General features: G+C 73.2%; 24 protein-coding genes and 1 pseudogene. 16 read left to right on the top strand and 9 right to left on the bottom strand.

Features of this window, described 5'->3' with window-relative positions; all coding sequences use genetic code 11:
• Positions 1–21 precede the first annotated feature (21 nt).
• Together OIM89_RS16170 and OIM89_RS16165 are read right to left on the bottom strand one after the other, a co-directional pair.
• Positions 22–972, bottom strand: coding sequence for an MvdC/MvdD family ATP grasp protein (locus tag OIM89_RS16170; RefSeq protein WP_047470486.1), 951 nt, complete (start codon positions 970–972; stop codon positions 22–24).
• 3 nt (positions 973–975) lie between these two features.
• Positions 976–1,164 (bottom strand): hypothetical protein, encoded by a 189-nt coding sequence (locus tag OIM89_RS16165; RefSeq protein ID WP_030700143.1) that lies wholly within the window; start codon positions 1,162–1,164, stop codon positions 976–978.
• Positions 1,165–1,358: 194 nt separating this feature from the next.
• Here OIM89_RS16165 and OIM89_RS16160 point away from each other — a divergent pair, with 194 nt between their 5' ends.
• The 3 genes from OIM89_RS16160 to OIM89_RS16150 all read left to right on the top strand — a co-directional run bounded on the left by OIM89_RS16160 (position 1,359) and on the right by OIM89_RS16150 (position 3,230).
• Positions 1,359–2,300 carry a helix-turn-helix domain-containing protein gene (locus OIM89_RS16160; protein WP_030700144.1) on the top strand — a complete coding sequence of 314 codons (942 nt, stop codon included), beginning with the start codon at positions 1,359–1,361 and terminating at the stop codon, positions 2,298–2,300.
• Positions 2,275–2,379 (top strand): DUF397 domain-containing protein, encoded by a 105-nt coding sequence (locus OIM89_RS29870; RefSeq protein ID WP_234479791.1) that lies wholly within the window; start codon positions 2,275–2,277, stop codon positions 2,377–2,379. The genes OIM89_RS16160 and OIM89_RS29870 overlap by 26 nt, the downstream gene beginning before the upstream one ends.
• A 158-nt stretch (positions 2,380–2,537) precedes the next feature.
• Complete coding sequence (locus OIM89_RS16150) at positions 2,538–3,230, top strand: hypothetical protein (protein ID WP_047470489.1); 693 nt, start codon at positions 2,538–2,540, stop codon at positions 3,228–3,230.
• 3 nt (positions 3,231–3,233) lie between these two features.
• Here OIM89_RS16150 and OIM89_RS16145 read toward each other — a convergent pair whose 3' ends face one another.
• On the bottom strand, positions 3,234–3,614 hold the full coding sequence (locus OIM89_RS16145) for a winged helix-turn-helix transcriptional regulator (RefSeq protein ID WP_030700146.1): 381 nt from the start codon (positions 3,612–3,614) through the stop codon (positions 3,234–3,236).
• A gap of 172 nt (positions 3,615–3,786) precedes the next feature.
• Between OIM89_RS16145 and OIM89_RS16140 the strand changes: the two genes are divergently transcribed.
• Complete coding sequence (locus tag OIM89_RS16140; RefSeq protein ID WP_030700147.1) at positions 3,787–4,194, top strand: RidA family protein; 408 nt, start codon at positions 3,787–3,789, stop codon at positions 4,192–4,194.
• Between the two features lie 41 nt (positions 4,195–4,235).
• Here the strand turns inward: OIM89_RS16140 and OIM89_RS16135 are convergent, their stop codons facing one another.
• The gene (locus OIM89_RS16135; protein ID WP_195730786.1) at positions 4,236–4,856 is read right to left on the bottom strand and encodes an ankyrin repeat domain-containing protein; all 621 of its coding nucleotides are present in this window, start codon (positions 4,854–4,856) and stop codon (positions 4,236–4,238) included.
• A 40-nt stretch (positions 4,857–4,896) separates the two neighbouring features.
• Positions 4,897–5,472: a GlcG/HbpS family heme-binding protein gene (locus tag OIM89_RS16130; protein WP_030700149.1), complete on the bottom strand. Its 576-nt coding sequence runs from the start codon at positions 5,470–5,472 to the stop codon at positions 4,897–4,899.
• Positions 5,473–5,863: 391 nt separating this feature from the next.
• Here OIM89_RS16130 and OIM89_RS16125 point away from each other — a divergent pair, with 391 nt between their 5' ends.
• Positions 5,864–7,171, top strand: coding sequence for a sensor histidine kinase (locus OIM89_RS16125; protein WP_175458335.1), 1,308 nt, complete (start codon positions 5,864–5,866; stop codon positions 7,169–7,171).
• 8 nt (positions 7,172–7,179) lie between these two features.
• Positions 7,180–7,839, top strand: coding sequence for a response regulator (locus OIM89_RS16120; protein WP_030700270.1), 660 nt, complete (start codon positions 7,180–7,182; stop codon positions 7,837–7,839).
• Positions 7,840–8,155: 316 nt separating this feature from the next.
• Here OIM89_RS16120 and OIM89_RS16115 read toward each other — a convergent pair whose 3' ends face one another.
• Both OIM89_RS16115 and OIM89_RS16110 read right to left on the bottom strand, forming a co-directional pair.
• Complete coding sequence (locus OIM89_RS16115) at positions 8,156–8,695, bottom strand: GNAT family N-acetyltransferase (protein ID WP_226965476.1); 540 nt, start codon at positions 8,693–8,695, stop codon at positions 8,156–8,158.
• Complete coding sequence (locus OIM89_RS16110) at positions 8,692–9,969, bottom strand: XRE family transcriptional regulator (protein ID WP_264491378.1); 1,278 nt, start codon at positions 9,967–9,969, stop codon at positions 8,692–8,694. Before OIM89_RS16110 ends, OIM89_RS16115 begins: the two co-directional genes overlap by 4 nt.
• 344 nt (positions 9,970–10,313) lie before the next feature.
• Here OIM89_RS16110 and OIM89_RS16105 point away from each other — a divergent pair, with 344 nt between their 5' ends.
• The 6 genes and pseudogenes from OIM89_RS16105 (at position 10,314) to tgmC (ending at position 13,696) form a co-directional block, all read left to right on the top strand.
• A complete protein-coding gene (locus OIM89_RS16105; RefSeq protein WP_264491792.1) occupies positions 10,314–10,754 on the top strand; it encodes an ATP-binding protein in 441 nt (146 codons plus the stop codon).
• A complete protein-coding gene (locus OIM89_RS16100) occupies positions 10,751–10,948 on the top strand; it encodes a hypothetical protein (protein WP_030699893.1) in 198 nt (65 codons plus the stop codon). The genes OIM89_RS16105 and OIM89_RS16100 overlap by 4 nt, the downstream gene beginning before the upstream one ends.
• Complete coding sequence (locus OIM89_RS16095) at positions 10,945–11,163, top strand: hypothetical protein (RefSeq protein ID WP_226965478.1); 219 nt, start codon at positions 10,945–10,947, stop codon at positions 11,161–11,163. Before OIM89_RS16100 ends, OIM89_RS16095 begins: the two co-directional genes overlap by 4 nt.
• A gap of 129 nt (positions 11,164–11,292) precedes the next feature.
• Positions 11,293–11,538, top strand: a complete 246-nt coding sequence (gene tgmA / locus OIM89_RS16090) for a putative ATP-grasp-modified RiPP (protein WP_264491377.1) — start codon at positions 11,293–11,295, stop codon at positions 11,536–11,538.
• 7 nt (positions 11,539–11,545) lie between these two features.
• Positions 11,546–12,500 (top strand): annotated as a pseudogene (tgmB, locus tag OIM89_RS16085) (ATP-grasp ribosomal peptide maturase); the annotation flags it as partial.
• 5 nt (positions 12,501–12,505) lie between these two features.
• Positions 12,506–13,696: an ATP-grasp peptide maturase system methyltransferase gene (gene tgmC / locus OIM89_RS16080; protein WP_264491376.1), complete on the top strand. Its 1,191-nt coding sequence runs from the start codon at positions 12,506–12,508 to the stop codon at positions 13,694–13,696.
• 12 nt (positions 13,697–13,708) lie between these two features.
• On the opposite strand, the gene OIM89_RS16075 is transcribed toward tgmC, so the two are convergent.
• Entirely contained in the window at positions 13,709–14,263 is a 555-nt protein-coding gene (locus tag OIM89_RS16075; RefSeq protein WP_195730783.1) for a DUF6328 family protein, read from the bottom strand.
• Positions 14,264–14,493: 230 nt separating this feature from the next.
• Here OIM89_RS16075 and OIM89_RS16070 point away from each other — a divergent pair, with 230 nt between their 5' ends.
• Positions 14,494–16,065 (top strand): PstS family phosphate ABC transporter substrate-binding protein, encoded by a 1,572-nt coding sequence (locus OIM89_RS16070; RefSeq protein WP_264491375.1) that lies wholly within the window; start codon positions 14,494–14,496, stop codon positions 16,063–16,065.
• Positions 16,066–16,083: 18 nt separating this feature from the next.
• Here the strand turns inward: OIM89_RS16070 and OIM89_RS16065 are convergent, their stop codons facing one another.
• Positions 16,084–16,653 carry a hypothetical protein gene (locus tag OIM89_RS16065; protein WP_047470573.1) on the bottom strand — a complete coding sequence of 190 codons (570 nt, stop codon included), beginning with the start codon at positions 16,651–16,653 and terminating at the stop codon, positions 16,084–16,086.
• Between the two features lie 1,045 nt (positions 16,654–17,698).
• On the opposite strand from OIM89_RS16065, the gene OIM89_RS16060 reads away from it, so the two are divergent.
• The 3 genes from OIM89_RS16060 to OIM89_RS16050 all read left to right on the top strand — a co-directional run bounded on the left by OIM89_RS16060 (position 17,699) and on the right by OIM89_RS16050 (position 19,467).
• Positions 17,699–17,872 (top strand): hypothetical protein, encoded by a 174-nt coding sequence (locus OIM89_RS16060; protein ID WP_186009398.1) that lies wholly within the window; start codon positions 17,699–17,701, stop codon positions 17,870–17,872.
• 6 nt (positions 17,873–17,878) lie between these two features.
• Positions 17,879–18,712, top strand: a complete 834-nt coding sequence (locus OIM89_RS16055; protein WP_047470520.1) for an alpha/beta fold hydrolase — start codon at positions 17,879–17,881, stop codon at positions 18,710–18,712.
• 446 nt (positions 18,713–19,158) lie between these two features.
• Positions 19,159–19,467, top strand: a complete 309-nt coding sequence (locus OIM89_RS16050; RefSeq protein ID WP_003949576.1) for a hypothetical protein — start codon at positions 19,159–19,161, stop codon at positions 19,465–19,467.
• The last annotated feature ends 105 nt before the right edge of the window (positions 19,468–19,572 follow it).

The raw sequence follows: 19,572 nt of genomic DNA, 5'->3' as shown, positions 1-19,572 counted from the left end.
CGGCAGTCGTCCCGCCATCACTCACTCCCGTCGGATTGCCAGCCAGGCGGCTATCGCCTCTGTCATGGGCATACCCGTCTCGATCTCGGCGAAGAGGAACTGACCGCCCGCGTTCGCCTCCAGGAACCACGGGTCACCCCGCTCGTCGATGGCGAAGTCAAAGGCCGCATAGGCAAGTTGGGCTTCCTGGAGGTAGCGGCGCACGGCGGCGCGCAGGGCGCCGTCCACCTCTCCGGCCACCCAGGTGCTGGCGTCGGCGGGGAGGAAACGCCAGTCGAGGGTGGGCGTGCGCGGGGTGACGTACGCCGGGAAGTACCGGTCGCCGACGACGGTGAGCCGCAGGTCGGTGCGTTTGGGAACGCGCTGCTGGAGGCAGGTGGCGCAGGCCGCGACGCCGGTGAAGTCGGCATCGGGCGGGACGGCGGCGGTGGGCAGGGTGAGCGGCGGATTCTGCGGGTGACGGCCGGACACCGACTTGACGACGAGCCCGCTCCCGGCGTCCGCGTACCCCTTCTGGAAGCGCGCCGCCTCGTCGGGGTCGGTGGTGACGAGGGTGTCCGGGACGCGCAGCCCGGCGCGGGCGGCGGTGGCCAGCTGCCAGAGTTTGTGACGCGAGCGCTCCAGCGCGTCCGGATCGTTCATCCAGCGTGCGCCGGTGGCGCGCAGGGCACCCCAGAGGGCGCGTTCACACTCCAGGGTGATCCACGCGCGCTGCTCGGCAGAGACGTGCGCCCCCGGTGTGCCCGGGCGTCGCACCCACACCGAGCGGATCTCCTCCAGGGCGACGCGCCCGCCCGGGGTGGCGAGATGGCCGGTGACCTGGCCGTCCGGGGTGACGCGGACGGCCAGGTCGGCGCGGCCGGGGAAGTCCGCCGGGTCGAACCGGAGGACCGGGACGCCGCGTCTGCGCAGCTGGAGCACGACCGCGTCGGCGGTGACGTCCTCCTCGCAGGTCAGGACGAGGACGGTCATCGCTCAGTCGTCCCAGTGGGTCTTGCTCCCGGCCGTGGAGGCGGTGGAGCCGAGCCGGGCGAGGAGCGCGGTGTCCTCGGCCGCGTACCCGCCACCGGCCAGGACGTTGACCTGTTCGGCCTGGTCGAAGGCGTAGGGCGCCGTCGGCTCGCCGGCCTGCGGACGGGCGTACTGGAGGGCGAAAGGCGTCATCGTCATCGTGCACTCTCCTCGGCGTCTGGCCTCTGTCGGGTCGCGAACGGGGGTGTGCGGGTGGCGCCGCGGACGCCCTCTGAGGCGCCCGCCCGACCGGACGTCCGGTCAAGAGAACTTGTGCCCAGAGCGTGGCGAAAGTAGGGACAATCCGGTAATCAATCGCGTTCCTGATTACCCAGACCGGGGGGCAGATGCCAGCGCCGAAGTCCGTGGACCCCACCGCCTCGCTCGCGGCGCTGCTCGGCGCGCGCATCCGCAGACTGCGGAAAGCGAAGGGCTGGAGCCAGACGGAGCTGGCCGCGAAGGGCGCGACCTCGCAGGGGCGCCTCGCGCAGATGGAACTCGGCCGCGAGACCCCCAGCCAGACGGTCTGCCACCTCCTCGACCAGGCACTCGACGCCGACGGCGAACTCCTCGCGCTCTGGGCCCACATCGAGCGCACCCCGTACCCGGACTGGTCGCGCGCCTTCATGCGGTTCGAGCAGCGCGCCACCCGGATGCGCAAGTACATGGCCGCCACCGTGCCGGGCCTGCTCCAGACCGAGAGCTACGTCCGCGCCCTGCTGACCGCGGCCCGCCCCAGCGTCGGCGGCGCCCTGGAGAGCCTGGTACGCGCCAGGCTGGAGCGGCGGCGGCTGCTCACCGGGGAGTCCCCGCCGTACTTCTGGGCGATCCTCGACGAGTCCGTGCTGCGCAGGCCGATCGGGTCGCCGGAAGTGATGCGGGAGCAGCTGACGTACCTGCTGCACATGGAGGAGACGGAGCGGGTCTCGCTCCAGGTGCTGCCCTTCTCCGCCGGCGTGCACCCGGCGCTCGGCGGCTCGGTCACCGTCCTCAGCTTCGACCGCCGCCCGGACGTCGCCTACCTGGAAAGTTCCCACTCCGGAGAGCTGATCGACGACCCCGAGGCGGCCGCGGGCTACGGGCTAGCATTCGATCAGCTTCACGCCCAGGCGCTCTCACCCCATGCGTCCGCAGCCATGATCCGCAACGTGTTGGAGGGCTCCTACGGTGTCACTCGCGTCTCCCGACGGCGTCGCCGGTCCGTGGCGCAAGAGCAGCTACAGCAACACGCAGGGTGGGGACTGCGTCGAGGTCCGCGACGACCTGCCCGGCCTGGTTCCGATACGTGACAGCAAGGACCCGGGCCGGGGGACGGTACGGGTCTCGGACCGGGCGTGGCGGGTGTTCCTGCGGGTGACGCGGGGTTAGGTCCCGTCGGCCGACGCCCGGTCGGCGCGCCCGCCGGGTACGCCCGCCGGGTACTCCCGGGCGGGCAGGGGCGGAGGCCGCGTGCGAGGGTGGGGCGCGCAGGCGAAACGGTTCGCCTGCCGGAGAGGCGGCGCACGCCGGGCGAGGGGGAGTCGGCGGTGACCGAGCAGCGGCAGCAGGACAACCGGCCCCCGACCCCCTCGCGCCGCTCGCAACGCCGCCAGACCGTCGCCGAGCTGCGCTCCCAGGGCCGCGCCGGTCCCGGACTGCGCGACATACTCCCCGGCTTCGTCGGCATGGTCCTCGTCACCGCCGGCCCCGTCGTCGGCCTCGCCTGGCTCTACCGGGACTACGGACTCGGCGCCCTGCTCGTGGGCGCCCTCCTCCTCGCCGCCACCACCCTGATCGGCGTCCCCTGGCGGCGCGCGGTGGTCCGCCGGCGCGGCGGCCGCTACACCCCCGCCGAACTCGCCGTCCTCGACGACCACGGACTCGCCGTCGCCGCCGAACGCATCCTGCGCCGCGACGGCTGGCACGTCCTGCCCATGCCCGACGACGGCCGCCCCCGCCTCTACGCGCGCGACCGCCGCGACCGGCGCCTCGACGTCTCGTTCCGCCCGGTCGACGGCGGCCCCGGCGCGGCCGAACCCCCGGGCGGCCCGGCCACCCTGCGCCAGCCCGGCGGCCCCGCCGACGACCGGGTGATCCGCGTCGTGATCAGCATGGGCACGTACAGCCCCGCCGAGATTGAATGGGCCTCCCGGCCGGGCGGCGACCACCTTGTCGACGGGCGGCAGTTGCAGCAGTGGGCCTCCGGGACCTCCCTGGACGCGCTCGGCCTGCTCGGCTGACCGTCACCCCGCGAATCGCCCCCGCGCTCCTTCGATGTGCCCGAGGTACCGCTGCGTCCAGTCGCACATCAGGTGGGTCGTCTCGCGCAGGGCCAGACCCGGTTCGGTGAGGGTGTAGTCGACGCGGGGCGGAACAGTCGGGTGCACGTAACGCTCCACCAGGCCGTTCCGTTCCAGCATGCGCAGGTTCTGGGTGAGCATCTTGTGGCTGATGCCCTCGACCCGGTCGCGGATCTCGCTGAACCGCACGGTGGACTCACCGAGCGCGTCGATGATCAGCAGCGCCCACTTGTTGGCGACCTCCGAGAAGATCTCGCGCGCCAGGGAGTCGGCGCGGCTCAGGTCCGCGTCCTCGGGTGTGCCGCTGAGCTGCTTGGTCACCATCAGGTTCCCCCGTCACCGAAAAGTGCGTTCTTCCTTGTCAGCGGCGACTCTCCTACGGTTCCCGGGTAACCACAAGTGACCCGTGGGGCGCCCGGCCTTCGCGCCTGCTCACCATGCTCATCACCCTCACCCTCACGCTCACGCGGACGTACGACGACAAGGAGACGACAGCATGGCGATCACCCTGGTGGACCCCGAGGGACTGCCGAAGGTCGGTGCCTACCGGCAGGTGGCCGTGGCGACCGGGTCACGGCTGGTCTTCGTCGCCGGGCAGGTCGCCTGGGACGCGGACGGCGCCACGGTCGGCGCGGGCGACCTCGCCGCCCAGGTCGAACGCTGCTACCTCAACGTCCACACCGCCCTCACCGCCGCCGGCGGCACCTTCGCGGACATCGCGAAGCTCACCGTGTACGTCGTCGACTGGACGCCCGACAAGATGCCGCACTTCCTGGACGGGGTCGCCCGCGCCGCAGCGCGGCTGGGAGAGACCCCGGCCGCGCCCGGCACGCTGGTGGGCGTCGCCGCGCTGGACGTGCCCGAGCACCTGGTCGAGGTGGAGGCGACGGCGGTCCTGGACTGACCACCGCCGCCCCGCCTCAGCCGCGGGGGCTCACCAGGGGCTCACCCCTCGGCCTCCGCCTTCCGCAGCAGCTCCGCCATCCGGTCGAAGCCGCGCCGCTCGGCGTGCTCGCGCGGGGTGACGCCGTCCCGGTCGGCGAGGTCCGGGGTGGCCCCGGCGGCGAGCAGCAGCCGGACGGTCTCCTCGTGGTCCGGTCCCCCGTCGCCGAGGATCACCGCCTCCAGGAGCGCGGTCCACCCCAGGCCGTTGACGTGGTCCACCTCCATCGACGCCTCCCGCAACGCGGCCCGGATGTACGGCACGTGCCCGCGCTCGGCGGCCGGGATGAGCGCGGTACCGCCGAACCGGTTCCGCAGGGTCTGGTCCGGCTCGGCCGGCAGCAGCGTCCGCATCATCTCGACGCTGCCGGTGACCCCGGTGACCAGCCAGGCACTGTCGTCCCGGTCGTCCTGCGCGTCCGGATCGGCCCCGGCCTCGACCAGCACCCGGGCCGCCGCGACATGGTCACCGAGCGAGGCGAGCAGCAGCGGGGTACGCCCCGAGGCGTCACTCACCTCGGTCCGCGCGCCCGCCGCCAGGGCCGCCTTCACGCCCTCGGCGTCACCCGCCTCGGCCGCCTCGATCAGCCGGGCCTCAGCCTTCTTCTGCTCCTGCCGCGACACGGCCTGACCTCCTCCGGCCCCGTTGCTCCCGCTCTTCCGGTCAGCGAAAGAGGGCGGTGACACCGGCCTTGGCGAACTTCTCGTCCAGGTCACCGCTGGGGGCGCCCGCCACGCCGATGCCCGCGACCGGGGCGCCCTTCACGGTGACGGGGGCGCCGCCCGCGAGGAAGAGGGTGCCGGGGATGTCCTTGAGCGTGGGCGCGCTGTCGAGCCGCTTGACCAGCTCGGAGGTGGGCGCGTTCCAGGACACGGCGGTGAACGCCTTCTCCTGCGCCGCCTCGTACGACTGCGGCCCCGCGCCGTCCCCGCGCAGCGTCACCAGGGGACGCCCATCCCGGTCGACCACGGCCACCGACACCTTCTGCTTCTCCTTCCCCGCCGCGTCGAGAGCGGCCTGCGCCGCCTTGGTGGCGGCGGCGATCGTCAGGTGCGAGGTCTGCGTGACGTGACGCCCGGAGGCGTCGGCGGCGGCCTGGACCGCGGCGGGCTTCGCCGCCGGAGCGGTGTCCGCGCTGGCGGAGACGGTGCCGAAGACCCCGGCACCGAGCGCGACGACGACGGCCGAGCCGGTGAGCACGCGGGTGCGGGTGGAGCGGAAGGCGGTGGAGAAGGACATGGGGACTCCTCGGGTGGGCGGCCGCACGGGCCGGTACGGAAGGGAAGGGAAGGTGGGGGGGGTGGCTGTCGGCCGGGGCCCGTGACGTGTTCGCTGGGGGGACCCTGTCGGGCCGCCGGGTCTCCCGGTCTCCGGGCCGCCGGCCTGCTTCCATCCTGGTTCCGGGGCGTGCCGCCACCCGTCCTCCGCCCGGCTCGGACCGGCCTGCCGGACGGGCGACACGCGGGTCAGCCGATCGGCTGATGCGCCCCGCCGGGCCGGGGGCGATGATGCGGGAAGCCCCGGCTCACGCGGGCAGGACGGGTCCGCCGAACCCGGGCCCGCGGGACCCCGTACCGCACGGAACGCCCCCACCCCCGCCCGCGCACCACCGAAGGCCAGGCCCCACCCCATGCGCCACCCCGACGACGACCTCCAGCCACCGCCCTCCCCCGGTGCCCCCGCCTCCGGCGCCTTCGCCCCCGGCGCCCAGACCCGCGACGACCGCTGGCTCTCCGCCCTCCTCACCACCGCCTTCGTCGTCCTCCTCGCCGGCGCCCTGCTCCGCTACGTCCTCAAGCACGGCGACAGTGAGCGGCTGCCCTGGATCGTCGGGCTCAGCGTGGTCCTCGCCGTGGTGCAGGTGGCCGGGCAGGCGCGGCCCGGGAGCCGTCGCGCCGGACGCGTACGCCTGGCCGTGGTCGTCGCCTGCTGGGTGGTGATCGTGCTGCTGGCGCCGAGCTTCGCCTGGTGCGCCGTCCCTCTGATCCACACCGCGCTGCGCCTCCTCCCCACCCACTCGGCCGTCGCCCTGGTCACCGCTCTCGCGACCCTCGTCGTCCTCGCCGAACTCCGCCTCGCCGACGGCTTCGACCCCAACCACCTCCTCCTCCCCCCGGTCGTCGCCGCCCTCGCCACCGGCGTCTTCGTCTACCTGACCCGCGAGGCCACCCGCCGCCAGCACCTCATCGACGACCTGGTCCGCACCCGCCGCGAACTCGCCGCCACCGAACGCCGCGAGGGCACCCTCGCCGAACGCCAGCGCCTCTCCCGCGAGATCCACGACTCCCTCGCCCAGGGCCTGTCCAGCCAGAACATGCTGCTCCAGGCAGCCGACCGCCAGTGGGACACCGACCCCGAAGCGGCCCGTACCCACCTCCGCACCGCCGCCTCCATCGCCGCCCACGGCCTCACCGAGGCCCGCCGCCTCGTCCACGACCTCGCCCCCGCCGACCTCGCCGAGGGCGCCGGGCTCGCCCAGGCCCTCGCCACCCTGGCCGCACGCGAGTCCCGCGACGGCCTCACCGTCCGCTTCCACGCCGAGGGCCCCGACACCCACCTCCCCGACCAGGCCGCCTCCGCCCTCCTCCGCACCGCCCAGGGCGCCCTGGCCAACGTCCGCGAACACTCCGGCGCCCGGACCGCGGCCCTCACCCTGACGTGCCTGGACGACACGGTCGCCCTCGACGTGGCCGACGACGGGCGGGGCTTCCCGACCCCCGAGCCCGGCGGTACGCGCGACCCGCTGGGCGGCCCGGACCCCCTCGGCGACCCCGACCCGCTGAGCCGCCCCGACCCCCTGCGCGGCCACGGCCTCCCCGCCATCCGCGCCCGCCTGCGCCAGCTCGGCGGCACCCTCGCCATCGAATCCACCCCGGGCGAGGGCGCGGTCCTCACCGCCACGATCCCGCTGACCCCTGCCTCCGAGCCCGCCCCGTAGGAGCCCACGTGCCCGCCGCCACCGACGAGCCGCCCACCCCTCACCCCGTCCGCCTCCTCCTCTGCGACGACCACGCCGTGGTCCGCGCCGGCCTGCGCGCCCTCCTCTCCAGCGCCCCCGGCATCGAGGTCGTAGCCGAAGCAGGCAGCGGCGAAGAAGCCCTCGCCCTCACCACCCTCCACCACCCCGACCTGGTCCTCATGGACCTCCAACTAGGCGAAGGAATCGACGGAGTCGAGACCACCCGCCGCCTCACCACCCTCCCCGACCACCCCCCGTACGTCCTCGTCCTCACCACCTACGACACCGACGCCGACATCACCCGAGCCGTCGAAGCGGGCGCCACCGGCTACCTGCTCAAGGCCGAACGCCCTGAAGAGCTCTTCACGGCCATCAGGGCTGCGGCATCGGGGCGTACGGCGTTGTCGCCGCCTGTGGCACAGAGGGTGATGACTCACTTGCGGAACCCGCAGCCCGAGCTGACGCCGAGGGAGCGGGACATTTTGCGGCACCTTACGCAGGGGCTGGGGAACCGGGAGATCGCCAGGGCGTTGTTCATCAGCGAGGCGACGGTGAAGACCCATCTGGGCCGGATCTATCAGAAGTTGGGGGTGGAGACGCGGTCGGGGGCGGTGGCTGTGGGGAAGGAGCGGCGGTTGTTGGGGTGAGGGGATGGGTGGCGGAGGTGGGTTCGTGGATTGGGGGGTGGGTGGGGTGGGTTGGGCGCGTAGGTTGGGGGGCGAGAGGGAGGGGGCGGTGATGAGTAAAGGGATGGCAAAGGTCATCTGAAGGTGCAGGTGGGGAAGGGTGGTCCCCGCGAGGGCGGGGGTGTTCCGCCGTTCGAGGAACTGGGTCAGGGACGGGGCTGGTGGTCCCCGCGAGGGCGGGGGTGTTCCGACCTGCGTTCCCGGCGCCCGGAAACACGAATGATGGTCCCCGCGAGGACGGAGTGGTTCGCCATGGACTGGTCCAGCGCGTTGCGCCTCACCTCACCGCCCGCACCATCACCGTCAGCTGAGGCGAGGCCGGCGAAGGCTGGCTGGTACCGATGTCCTCGTACCCCCACGAGCGGTACAGGGCATGCACCTTCCCGTCTCCTGCCGAGGAGTTGACCATCAGAGTCACGTACCGGTCGTCGCTGGCGGCGAGGAGTTCGTCGTGGATGCGTCGGGCGGTGCCTGTCCCGCGCCAAGCGGGTCGTACGCCGATCTCCTTGAGGGCGAGCGTCGGCTGCGCGGTGTACTTGTCCCCAGGGGCCGGGGTGGTGCGCTGCCAGTACCGGTCGCCGCGCTCGATGCGGTTGGCGTACGCGTAGCCAACCGGCTTGCCCTCGGAGTAGGCGAGCACGGCGACGAAGCCAGGTTCGCGGCCATGACGGTCCAGCCGCTCACCGAACACAAGGGCCGAGTAGTTCGGGAGGTGCAGGAGCGGGGCTCGCACCTCCGCGTAGACCTCGACCATGTCCTCGCGTATGTCGTCCAGGCTGGTGAAACGTCGCAGTTCGACAGTCGGTGCCGTGGTCATGTTGCCGTCCTCCAGGCTGCGGTGTGCTCGGTCCAGGTCTGCACGGTGGGGCTTCCGGGAGCGATGACGCGCAGGGTGGCCCCGAATTCCCCCAGCATGCGGGAGACCCTGGGGTGATGGACAGCGGCAGGCGCCTGCACCCTCATGGCCACGGACACGGCTGCCTCCGTTTCCCCCTGGGCGAGTTGGGCGTGCGCGAGCCGGGTGGTGGTGATGGCACGCGATCGGGCCATGTGCGGGCGGAGTGCGGACAGGCAACGGTGCCCGTGCCGCTCGGCCGTCGGGTAGTCGCCCAGTGCCAGATAGGCCGACAGGGCAAGCGAGTCCAGCTCTGCCTGGTCGTAGAAGGCGAGCAGCCACATCGGCCGCTCCGCGTCGGCGGTGGACCGGCCCATCGACTCCTGAGCCTGGTCGAAGGCGCGTCGCGCCCCGGTGCGGTTCTGCGCCGTTCCGTAGATGGCTCCTTGGCGCGCCAGACCGAGCGAGGCGAACAACGGATCACGCCGAGTGATGTGCAGGCTGCGCGCCACATCGTTGGCGGCGAGCGCGTCCGCCGGGCGTCCCAAGTGCCGGTACATCGTGCCCGTATGGCTCCAGATCCGGAACTTGATCGCCTGGTCACCGGACATCTCGGCCAACGCCTGCGCCTCACGCATGTGCGCCTTGGCGATGTCGTACCGGCCGCCGTCGATCGCCGCCCACATGGCCGAGGACCGGAACGCCGCCGCCGAGGCGTACAGGTTGGCCCGAACGCGCTGGGAGGCACTGCCGGAGTTCTGCAAGTTCAGCGCCTCGTCGGCGAGGGCGGCGGCCTTCTGCTCGATGCCGAGCTGCCCGCCGTGGCGGTGGTCGCTCGCGATGATCTCGGCGAAGCGGTGCTGGAGACGGTGCACGTCGCCCATGCCGATACGGCGAGTCGAAGAGCCCGGGGCGGCCGCTGCGGCGACCGCGGCGATTCCACCGACGAGAGTGCGGCGCTTCATGTCGGACTCCTCCTGCTCCGAAGCGGCCGGCGCAGGTGCGACCCGGCCCCGTGGCACGAACCCTAAGTCCGTGATCGGGAGCCCTGTGACCTCTTCCAGCGCCAACCGCGTCACCGCGTGCGGCCACCGAATGCGCCCGGACTTCCAGGCGCGGACCGATGCCCCGTCGTGGCTGCCGGAGCGTCCCCGCAGCCGGTCCACAGCCTGGTTCACGGCCTCTGCCAGGGCATTCGCGCTGTACCCGTGCTCCCGCATCCATGCCTCAAGGGCGAGGTTGCGCATGGCTTTCATGCACGCACCGTAGCGCCGCGTGCGGGATCCGTCAGGCTCGATGGGTCAAATTCTCCTAGGGGCCGGAGCCCGGAAGCCACAACTACGACCTATCCGCCCACAGGCGCGCAGGAGTTGGGTCTACGTAGGCGCTGCTCCCCATCGACCGGCGAGGGGCGGCCGTTAGCACCCCGAAGCAGCCACACCGACGTGGAGCCCTCATGCCTGACAAAACGGAATCCGCTGGTACCGCCGTCGAGTCTCCCCACAACCCGCCCTCGCCCCCACCCCCGCGGCAGCCCGCCCCCACCACCCCGGCGTTGCTCATCGGCCTAGGCATCGGCCTCCCCCTCCCCGCAGCCGACCTGGTCAGCCCGGCGAACGCCCGCCACCCGAACCACCCCCACCTCGAACCCGCCCCCACCGGCCACCCCGCCTACACCGAAACCCTCCCCCGCACCCCCGACTCCGCCCCCGCCGCCCGCCGCCTCATCCGCCAGGCTCTCGGCGCCTGGGCCCTCGACGGCCTCGCCGACGACGCCTGCCTCGTCGCGGGCGAGATGGTGGCCAACGCCTGCCGCCACACCCGGAGCCCGGTGATCCGCGTCTCCGTGACCAGGCTCGACGGGCCCGGCGTGGAGATCGCGGTGACCGACCGCTCCCGCGCCCTCCCCATCCGCAAGCCCAGCCGCCCCGACGCCCTCGACGGCCGCGGCCTCGTCCTCGTGGACGCCATCGCCGCCCGCTGGGGCGCCGACCCCAAGCGCTGGGGCAAGCGCGTCTGGGCGGAGGTGCGGGCGGCATGAACGCGTACGAGAGGCCGGACACGCACGAGCGACTGGGCGCGCCCGGCTGCCGGCAGTGCGAGGAGCTGCGGGGCGAGGAGGCCCAGGCCCGCCAGGAGTTCGACCACTCCCGGGCGGTGGACTGCCGCGTACTGCTCCGACGCCACCCCCACCACGACAGCCCGGCGCCGCCCGCCCCCACCGCCCCGCGATGACGGAACCCCGAGCCCGTCTCCCCCACCCCCGCCGCCACTGGACCCCCGGCACCTGCTGGCGCTGCGAGGCCCGCGAGGTCCCGGTGCTCTGGCTCGGCCCCGTACAGACCTCCTCCGGCACCGGCTCGTTCACCGCCTGCGACCCGTGCCTGCGCCGCCTGGAGACGTACGTACGGCGCGAACTCGCCTTGCGGAACGCGGCCCCGGCGTTCTGACCGGGATCGCGGCCCGCCCCACGGACCACCTGCTCGGCTCCCAGCCGTGCTCCTGCCGAGCCAGGTACCGCCCTCCCCCAGCGGAGGGGGAGCACCGGAACGCCCCGCACCATCCCCGCAAGGAGTGACATGCCCATCACCAGCCCCCGCACCGCCCGCCCTTGGGGCGCCGCCCGCCTGGCGCCGTACCCGACCACCACCCACGTCCCGTACCGCAGGACCGAGATCGACCCGCTCACCCAGCTCGGCGTGGCCCTCGACCGGCACGGCCGGGTGGTGGAGATGGCCAAGCACGGCACCAGCACGGGGACCGAGACGAACACGACCACCAGCAGCGACGGCCAGAACAACGACCAGGACAGCGACAAGGACTGACCGACCCATGACCGAGCAGGGACCGGTGCTGGTGGCCACCGAGACGGACGACGCCACCGCGGACATGGTGATCGGCGAGCTGAACAGGCGGGGCGTGCCGGTCGTCCGGTTCAACCCCGCCGACCTCCAGGACGGCACGCTGACGGTCTCTGCCCGGTTCGGCGCCTGCCCGGGCGTCCCCGTCGCCGGGCAGGTGCGCACCCCGTCGCGGACCGCCGACCTCACCAGGGTGCGCGCGGTGTACTGGCGGCGCCCGGACTGGCCCGCCTACGCCCGGCTGGGCGCGGACGACGCCCGGTACGCCGCCGCGCAGGCCCGCCACGGTCTCGGCGGAACCCTCTACTCCCTGGCCGGCCCCCGCTGGGTCAACCACCCCCTGCGCAACGCCGCCGCCGACCACAAACCCGCCCAGCTCGCCCTGGCCCAGCGCCTCGGCCTGCCCGTACCGGCACGCTCATCACCAACGACCCGGACGAGGCGCGGGATTTCCTCCACGCCCACGGCCAGGTCATCCACAAGCCGCTCCGCTGGACCCCGTACCAGCGCGACGGCGTCCCGGTCACCGGATGGGCCGCGCCGGTCACCGCCGACGGGATCGACGAAGGCGTACGCGTGACCCCGCACCTCTTCCAGGCGCGGGTGCCGAAGGTCGCCGACCTCCGCGTCCTCGTGGTGGCCCGACGGCTGTTCGCCGTACGGATCGACTCCGGTCTGCTGGACTGGCGTCGGGACTACTCGGCGCTGACGTACCGCGTGGCCACCCTGCCCGCGCCCGTGTCCGCCGCCCTCCTCGCCTTCCTGGACCACTGCCACCTGCCCACCGGCAGTTTCGACCTCGCCCTCGACCGGCCGGAACACCCTGGTTCCTCGAACTCAACCCCAACGGTCAATGGGCCTGGCTGGAACACACCACCGGCCTCCCGATGGCCGCCACCGTCGCCAACCTGCTGGCAGAAGGAGCCACCCCGTGTCCGATCCGACGACCACCACCGAACGCCGAGCCCTCGCCGCCCGCCTGGCACAATCCGGCGCCCTGCACACCCCCGCCTGGCGCCAAGCCGTCGAATCCGTCCCCCGCGAAGCCTTCCTCCACCCCGGCGTCTTCCTCCCCGAACCCCGCGGCCGCTGGCGTCCGGTCCTCGCCGACCGCACGCCCGGGCCGGAGTGGGCCCGACTCGCCTACAGCGACCGGTCGTTGGTCACCCAGCTCGACGGCTCCCTCACCCCCGACCAGGCCACCACCGAACCGGTGCCCGGTGTACCCACCTGCTCGTCCACCGAACCTGCCCTCGTCCTGCGCATGCTCGAAAGCCTGGAGGTGGAGGAAGGGCAGGAGGTGCTGGAGATCGGCACCGGGACCGGGTACTCCACCGCCCTGCTCTGTCACCAGCTCGGCGAGGACGCCGTGACCACCGTCGAGGTCGACCCGGCCGTCGCCCGCCGCGCCGACGAAGCGCTGGAGGGCATCGGGGTCTCGACCTGGACCGTCACCGGCGACGGGCTGCTCGGGCATCCGCCGCGTGCCCCGTACGACCGGGTGATCGCGGCCTGTGCCGTCCGCCGCGTCCCCTACGCCTGGGTCCGCCAGACCCGGCCGGGCGGCGTCATCCTCACCACGTTGGGTTCGTGGGCGCACGGCGCCGGGCTCGCCGAGGTCAGCGTCGGCGCGGACGGGACCGCCGAGGGGCGGATCATCGCGCCGGTCTCGTTCATGCAGGCCCGCGCCCAGGCCCCGCCACCCGTCACCGGTGACCTGGCCGCCCGTGCGGCCTACGCCGACAGCGAGCGGGAGGTACGCGTTCCGCCCACCGCCCTGGACGAGTGGACTCCGGCCTTCCTCGCCCAGCTGACCGTCCCGGACGCGCAGCTCGTCCACGCCCGTACGGCGGAGGGCGAGCAGCGGACGTACTTGTTCGACCCGGGACGTGAGTCCTTCGCCGAGTTCGTCCCCGGCGGCCGGGGCTCGGCCGGCCGGACCGTGCGTCAGGGCGGGCCCGTCCGGCTCTGGGACCAGGTCGAGGAGGTCCTGCTCGCCTGGTGCGACGCGGGGAGTCCGGGCATCGACGCCGTACGGCTGCGGGTGACGGAGACGGCGCACCACTACTGGCTCGACGGCACGAGCGCCCCGTCCCTGCGCTGGGGGCACGCCCTGCGGTGAGCCGCGCGCCCCCTACCGCCTGCGGCCCGCCCGGCGGCGGATCATCCACGGCAGCACGTACCAGCACAGCCCGAACCACACCATCACCCCGCCCACCAGTACCTCGGCGAGCAGCGACGGGACGGCCGTGCGCAGTATCAGCAGCAGCGTGCCGCAGATGGTGAGGGCGAGGAGGACCATGCCGCAGACCATGAGGCGGGCGGCGGCGTCGACCAGTTCGTCCTTCACGCGCAGGCCGGAGAGGAAGCGGTGGAGGGAGACGGGGGCGATGAGGGAGGCGGTCGCGAGGGCGGCGAGGACCACGGTGACGACGTAGATCCCGCGGTCGAGGCCGGCCAGTTCACCGAAGAGCGAGGTGAAGGCGACGCTCAGCAGGAAGCCGAAGAGGATCGAGATGCCCGTCTGCGCGACCCGGGTCTCCTGGAGGACCTCGTTCCACTTCCGGTTGACCCGCTCGCGGGCCGTCTCCGGACGCTCCTCCTCCAGCTGGGGCGGCCCCGCGGCGACCGTGCGGGCGTTCTGCCCGCAGGAGCAGGAAGGGCAGGTGTACGGGTCGGTCGTGGTCATGGTCGGCATCCTCCGTCTCAGCTCCGTCCGTGTGCCCCGAACCGGTACGAACATGCAGGTGGGGCGTGTTCCGGCGGTCCGCGGGGGGACGGAAGCCCCGGCTCCGGGTGAACACCTCCCGAACTTCCCGCCGCCGTCCCCCCGCAGCGGACCCGCGCCTCCTACGGTGTCCCTCCCCAACCCGTACAGGCGTACGGGCGGGGTCGAGGCCGATCGGGGGAGGGGCCGGGATGGAGTGGGTCAACGCCGAGAACGTGATCGCGGTGGGGACGTTCGCGGTGGCGAGCGCGATCGCGTTCGGGCAGTGGTGGTACGAGCGGATGGTGCCGCGCAGGCGGCGCATCGGGTACCGGGTGCAGCTCGACACCGCCATCGGGGACGACGACGGCACCGGCGGCGGCAACACCCGCCTCGGCCTCTTCGACGAGGCGGACGGCATGGACGAGGCCAGCGTCGTGCTGCTGCGGATCGAGAACGACGGGGCGCTCTCCGTCTCCGCCGGCGACTACACCTCGGGCGGCCTGCACGGCATGACCGCCACCTTCGACGGACGCGAGGTGCACGGCGTCGCGGTCACCGTCGGCCCCGGCAGCGGCGCCCTGATGTCGCACTTCACCCCGGCGCACGGCCTGGAGTACGACGGCTCCAGCCTGCGCATCCCACGCGTCCCGCTCAACAGGGGCGAGTACTTCAAGCTGCTGGTGCTGCTGAGCGGCGGCACCGTCGGCTCGAAGGTCACCGTCAGCGGCGGCGTCCAGGACGGCGACGTGCACCCCAACGAGTCGCTGACCCCGGACGAGAAACCCCCGGTGTTCAGCCGTCCCGCCCGGCTGACCTCGATGGCGTTCCTGGTCGGCATCGCGCTGCTGGCGGGGCTGATCGTCACCGGCGGCGAGCGGCCGCCGCCGATGGGGTGTGCGACGGGGAGCCTGGAGGTGACGGGCTCGACGGCGTTCGCCCCGGTCGCCGGGGAGCTGGCCGAGGCGTACATGGAGCAGTGCCCCGGCTCGCGGATCACGGTGGCGGCACACGGGAGCACGACCGGCCTGCGGGAACTGGCCGAGCGCGGGGCGGCCGCGAAGGACGGCGCCCCGCCCCTGGTGGCGCTCTCGGACGGGCCCGCCCCGGAGGACCAGGAGGCCGGGGACGCGGGCGCCGAGGGCGGCGCGGGCGGCGGCCTGGCCGGGACGCGGCTCGCCGTCTCCGTCTTCACCCTCCTCGCCCACGCCGACGTCCCCGTGCGGAACCTGACCCTCGCCGACCTGCGGCGGATCTACGCGGGCGAGGTGACCGACTGGCGCGAGGTCGGCGCGGACCGCTCGCTGCCGATCGTGCTGGTCGGCCGGGGCGCGGCCTCCGGCACCCGGGACGTGCTCCAACGCCGTCTGCTGGACGGGGCGTTCGAGCCGCCCGCCTCCTCGCGGGACTGCTCCCGCAAGGACAACCCGAAGGCGTCCGTCATCCGCTGCGAGCTGGACACCACCGACCAGGTCATCGCCACCGTGGCCCGCGTCCCCGGCGCCCTCGGCTACAGCGAACTGCGCACCACCAGCACGCTGGAGGGCGTCCGTAGGTTCAGCCTGGACGGGCGGCGCCCCTCGCTGGACGGCGCCGGCCACGACGCGTACCCGTACCGGGAGATCGAGTACGCGTACACCTACGGGCGTCCGCCGGCCGACTCCCTGGCCGCCGGTTTCCTCGCCTTCGCCACGCGCGGGCCCGGGCAGGACGTGGTGCGCACCCACGGGCATCTGCCGTGCGGGACGCCCGAGGGGCTGCGGGTCTGCGGGGCGGCCGACTGACTCGCGGGAGGCGGGAGTTCACTTGCCGCCGGGCTCCGGGAACTCCTCGCCGAAGTGGTACGGGGCCAGGCAGTAGCTGAAGCCGGCCTCGCCGTTCAGCTCGATCTTCTCCTGCTCGCAGTAGGCCGTGAGGCCGTCGGCGATGTGCCAGCCACCACTGTCGCCCTGGCCGTCGAACCAAAAGATGCCGCCTGCGTAGTGGATCGTGGCGCCGGAGTCCGGGTCGGTGAGGTTGAGCGACTCGTAGTTCTCCGGGCGGTCGCGGACCAGGGCGACCAGGTCGTCCGGGACGCCCCGGTAGAGGGAGGCCTGAAGGGCGTAGTCGTCCTCGGCGTAGAGGTTGAGGGAGCCCTCGTGGTCGAAGGTCAGCAGGAGGGCGCGGCCGTCGGCGGTGAAGTACCAGACGGCGGACTGGCCGCCGCCGTCGTTCCACGCGAGGCGCTCGGCGCCGTCGACCGTGGCCGGCTCCACGTCCGCTTCGGCGGCGACCAGCGCGGCGCGCCGCCGGACCTCGCCGAGCGCGGTGGCCTGGAGCGCCTGCCAGGTGGCGTTCTCCGCGAGAAGGGCGCTGCTGTCGTCGTTGCTCATGCCGGGAAGGGTAGGGGACGGGACCGACAACGCGGCGGGTGCCAGGGAGAGCTGTACGGCTCTCCCTGGCACCACGCCGCTTCTCCGTCTGCCCCCCTCGCGCTCCGGCGGACCGGGACCCACCAGCCATGCCCAGGGCCGCGACCATCAGCAGCGCCCCGGCACCGAGCCACGCCCCGGCCAGACCGGTGTCCGGCAGCGGGCCCGGCGGGAGCGGCCCCGGCGACGGGCCCGGGGTCGGCTTCGGGCCGGGCCTGCGGCGGGTGTTGGTGATCGTGCAGGTCACGTCCCGCCGGGGAGCGATGTCGACGGCACTGCCGGCCACGGGCGCGGGCTCCTCCCCTTCGGCCCCGCAGCTCCACTCGGAGGCGTCGCCTCGAGCCGGGGCGTCTGGAACCGGTACGGCGTGGTGACGGTCCCGCCCGTCCGGAACGTGTCGTTCACGAACCACCCGTCGGGCGCCGCGACCTGCCGCACCCAGAACTGCCGCCCCTGGTTGGCACCCCCCGCCGCCGTCCCGGTCACGACGAACGAACAGTCCCCGTCCGCATCGGACAGACGGGTGAAGGCAGGCGGCCCCCCGTCCTCGGCCGCGTACAGCCCGAGCCGCACCCCCGCCAGCGGCGCCACCGAGGTGTCCCCGTTCCGGTCGCCCCCTGTCTTGACGGTGACCGCGGAGGTACTGGCCGTCGGCGCCGGCACGGCCCGCGGCTCAGACCCCTCGGCCCGCTCCTGCGCCCCCGCCTCGGGCAGCCCCGACCCCCGCAACACCACTGTGGCCAGGACCCGGCGGCAGCGCGCAGGCGCCCGGGGAGTTCGCTCCGCACCCTCGCCAGCCTCGGCTCCGTGGAGGGAGGCAAGGAATGGCGATTATTGCCTCATGATCCGATGAACAGGCTGATGAGGGCCGAGCGTGTCACCGCCTCCGAGCACTGACGACCCCGCCCGGCGCAGCCCATGACTTCGCATCAACTCACGAGCCTCCCGCGCCGCTCCCCCCTAGGATCGTCCGCACTTCATCCGCCGAAGGCAGGGAGCAGCCCCCATGAACACCGTCACCAAAGACGCCGTCGACGAGGCCATAGCCCCAGCATTCAAGGAGGTCAGGACCGCGATGGACACCCACAGCGAAAAGAGCCTCCGCATGTACACCGAGGCCCTGACGGCCCTGCTGGAACTCCGCAAAGCCATGACGTCCGAAGAACCTCCCCGGAACTGACCCCGCGTGCCGCCACCCACTCCCCGCACCCTCCACCTGAGGGGCCGCCGCTTCTCCTACCTCGACTTCGGAGGCCCCGGCCCCACCCTCCTCGCCCTCCACGGCCACTTCGGCCGCGGGACCACCTACGCACCCCTCGCCGCCGCCCTCACCGGCCGCTACCGCGTCCTCGCCCCCGACCTCCGCGGGCACGGCCTCTCCGACAACGGCGGCACCTTCACCCCCGAGGAGTACGTGGCCGACACCGTCGCCCTGCTCCACGCCCTGGACCTGACCCCGGCGGCGGTCCTCGGCCACTCGATGGGCGGCGCCCTCGCCTTCCTCCTCGCCGAACGCCACCCTGAACTGGTCCAGACCCTGGTCGTCGCCGACATGACCGTAAAGAACCAGCCACCGGAGACCCAGCCGATTCTGGACATCACCGACTGGCCCCGCCGCGCCCCGTCCCGCGAAGCCCTGCGCGAGGCGGTCGAGGCCCGGGGCATCCCCGACGCCACCTACTTCCTCGACAGCGCCCACCGCTTCCCCGACGGCTGGGGCTTCCTCTTCGACCAGGCCGACCTGATGGCCTCCCAGGCCGCCCTGGCCGGAGACTTCTCCGCCGCCTGGCTACGCTCCGCCGGGCCGCCCGCGCTCCTCCTCCGCGCCGAGCACAGCTTCCTCCTCACCCCGGCCACCGCCCGCTGGATGGCCGACGCCCGCCCCGACACCGCCCTCCGCCAACTCCCCGCCTGCGGCCACTGGCTGCACACGGACGACCCGGCCGGGTTCGCCGAGGCGGTCGCCGACTTCCTGGACAGCCGACGGCCGGGCGCGAGCCGGCAGCACCGGCACCCGTGAGTGAGGCCGGCCACGCCCTCCACCCGCCGGCCATCCCCCCAACCCCATTACGCCAGCGCCTTTCCCGCGCCCTGACGCCCCTTCACCTCCGCCCGCGGAACCCGTCACTCCTCACTTCCACCCCTCACCCTCCCCAACTCGCCGGAACCCCCCACTCCAGCCCCACCCCACCCCTCCCGCCGCAGGTCAGCGCTCCCCCACTCCAACCACTTGCCGCAACGATCTTCATTGCCCGACGTCACCCGGCGTGATACACAGAGTGACCATGCGTGTCCTCGTGCACCCCTCCTCGTTACCGGCGGGGCGCGCGGACGGGTTCCCACGCAAACTCGGCCAGGGATTGGCGCCAATGCGGTGCCGCAACACCACACTCCTCGGCGAGAATGGGCGTGACCTCTGCACACCGGCAGAGGACGAAGAACAACCCACTAGGGGCGGTGAGTTACATGCTTATGGCAGCCGACAAGGGCGACATCACCACCATCATCGGCGGGATCGCCCCCAACTGGGGGCCCTTCGGCGAGCTGGGGAACGAAGCGAAGACCATGATCCAGGTGGTCATGGCCATCGCCATCCTGCTCTGCCTGGGCATCGCGATCTGGGGCGCGGCCAAGCAGCGCATCGGCGCGACGGCACTGCGCGACACCTTCAGCGCGGAGCAGGGCAAGGGCCTGATCATCGCCGGCCTGACCGGCGTCTTCATCATCGGCTCCCTCGGCACCCTCTTCACGATCGTGTACGGCATGGCCGTCTGACCCCCCGCCCCGCCCCGCCTCCACCACCCGTCCGTCGCGCCCACCGGCTGAGGTCGTGTCTCCCTGATGTCCAGTCACCACACCGCGCCCGCGCGGCCACGAGCA

The organism is Streptomyces sp. BI87, assembly GCF_025957665.1.
Taxonomy (GTDB): Bacteria; Actinomycetota; Actinomycetes; order Streptomycetales; family Streptomycetaceae; genus Streptomyces; species Streptomyces albidoflavus.
The sequence above is the reverse complement of the archived record's forward strand: the minus strand, read 5'-3'. Positions and strand labels throughout refer to the sequence as shown.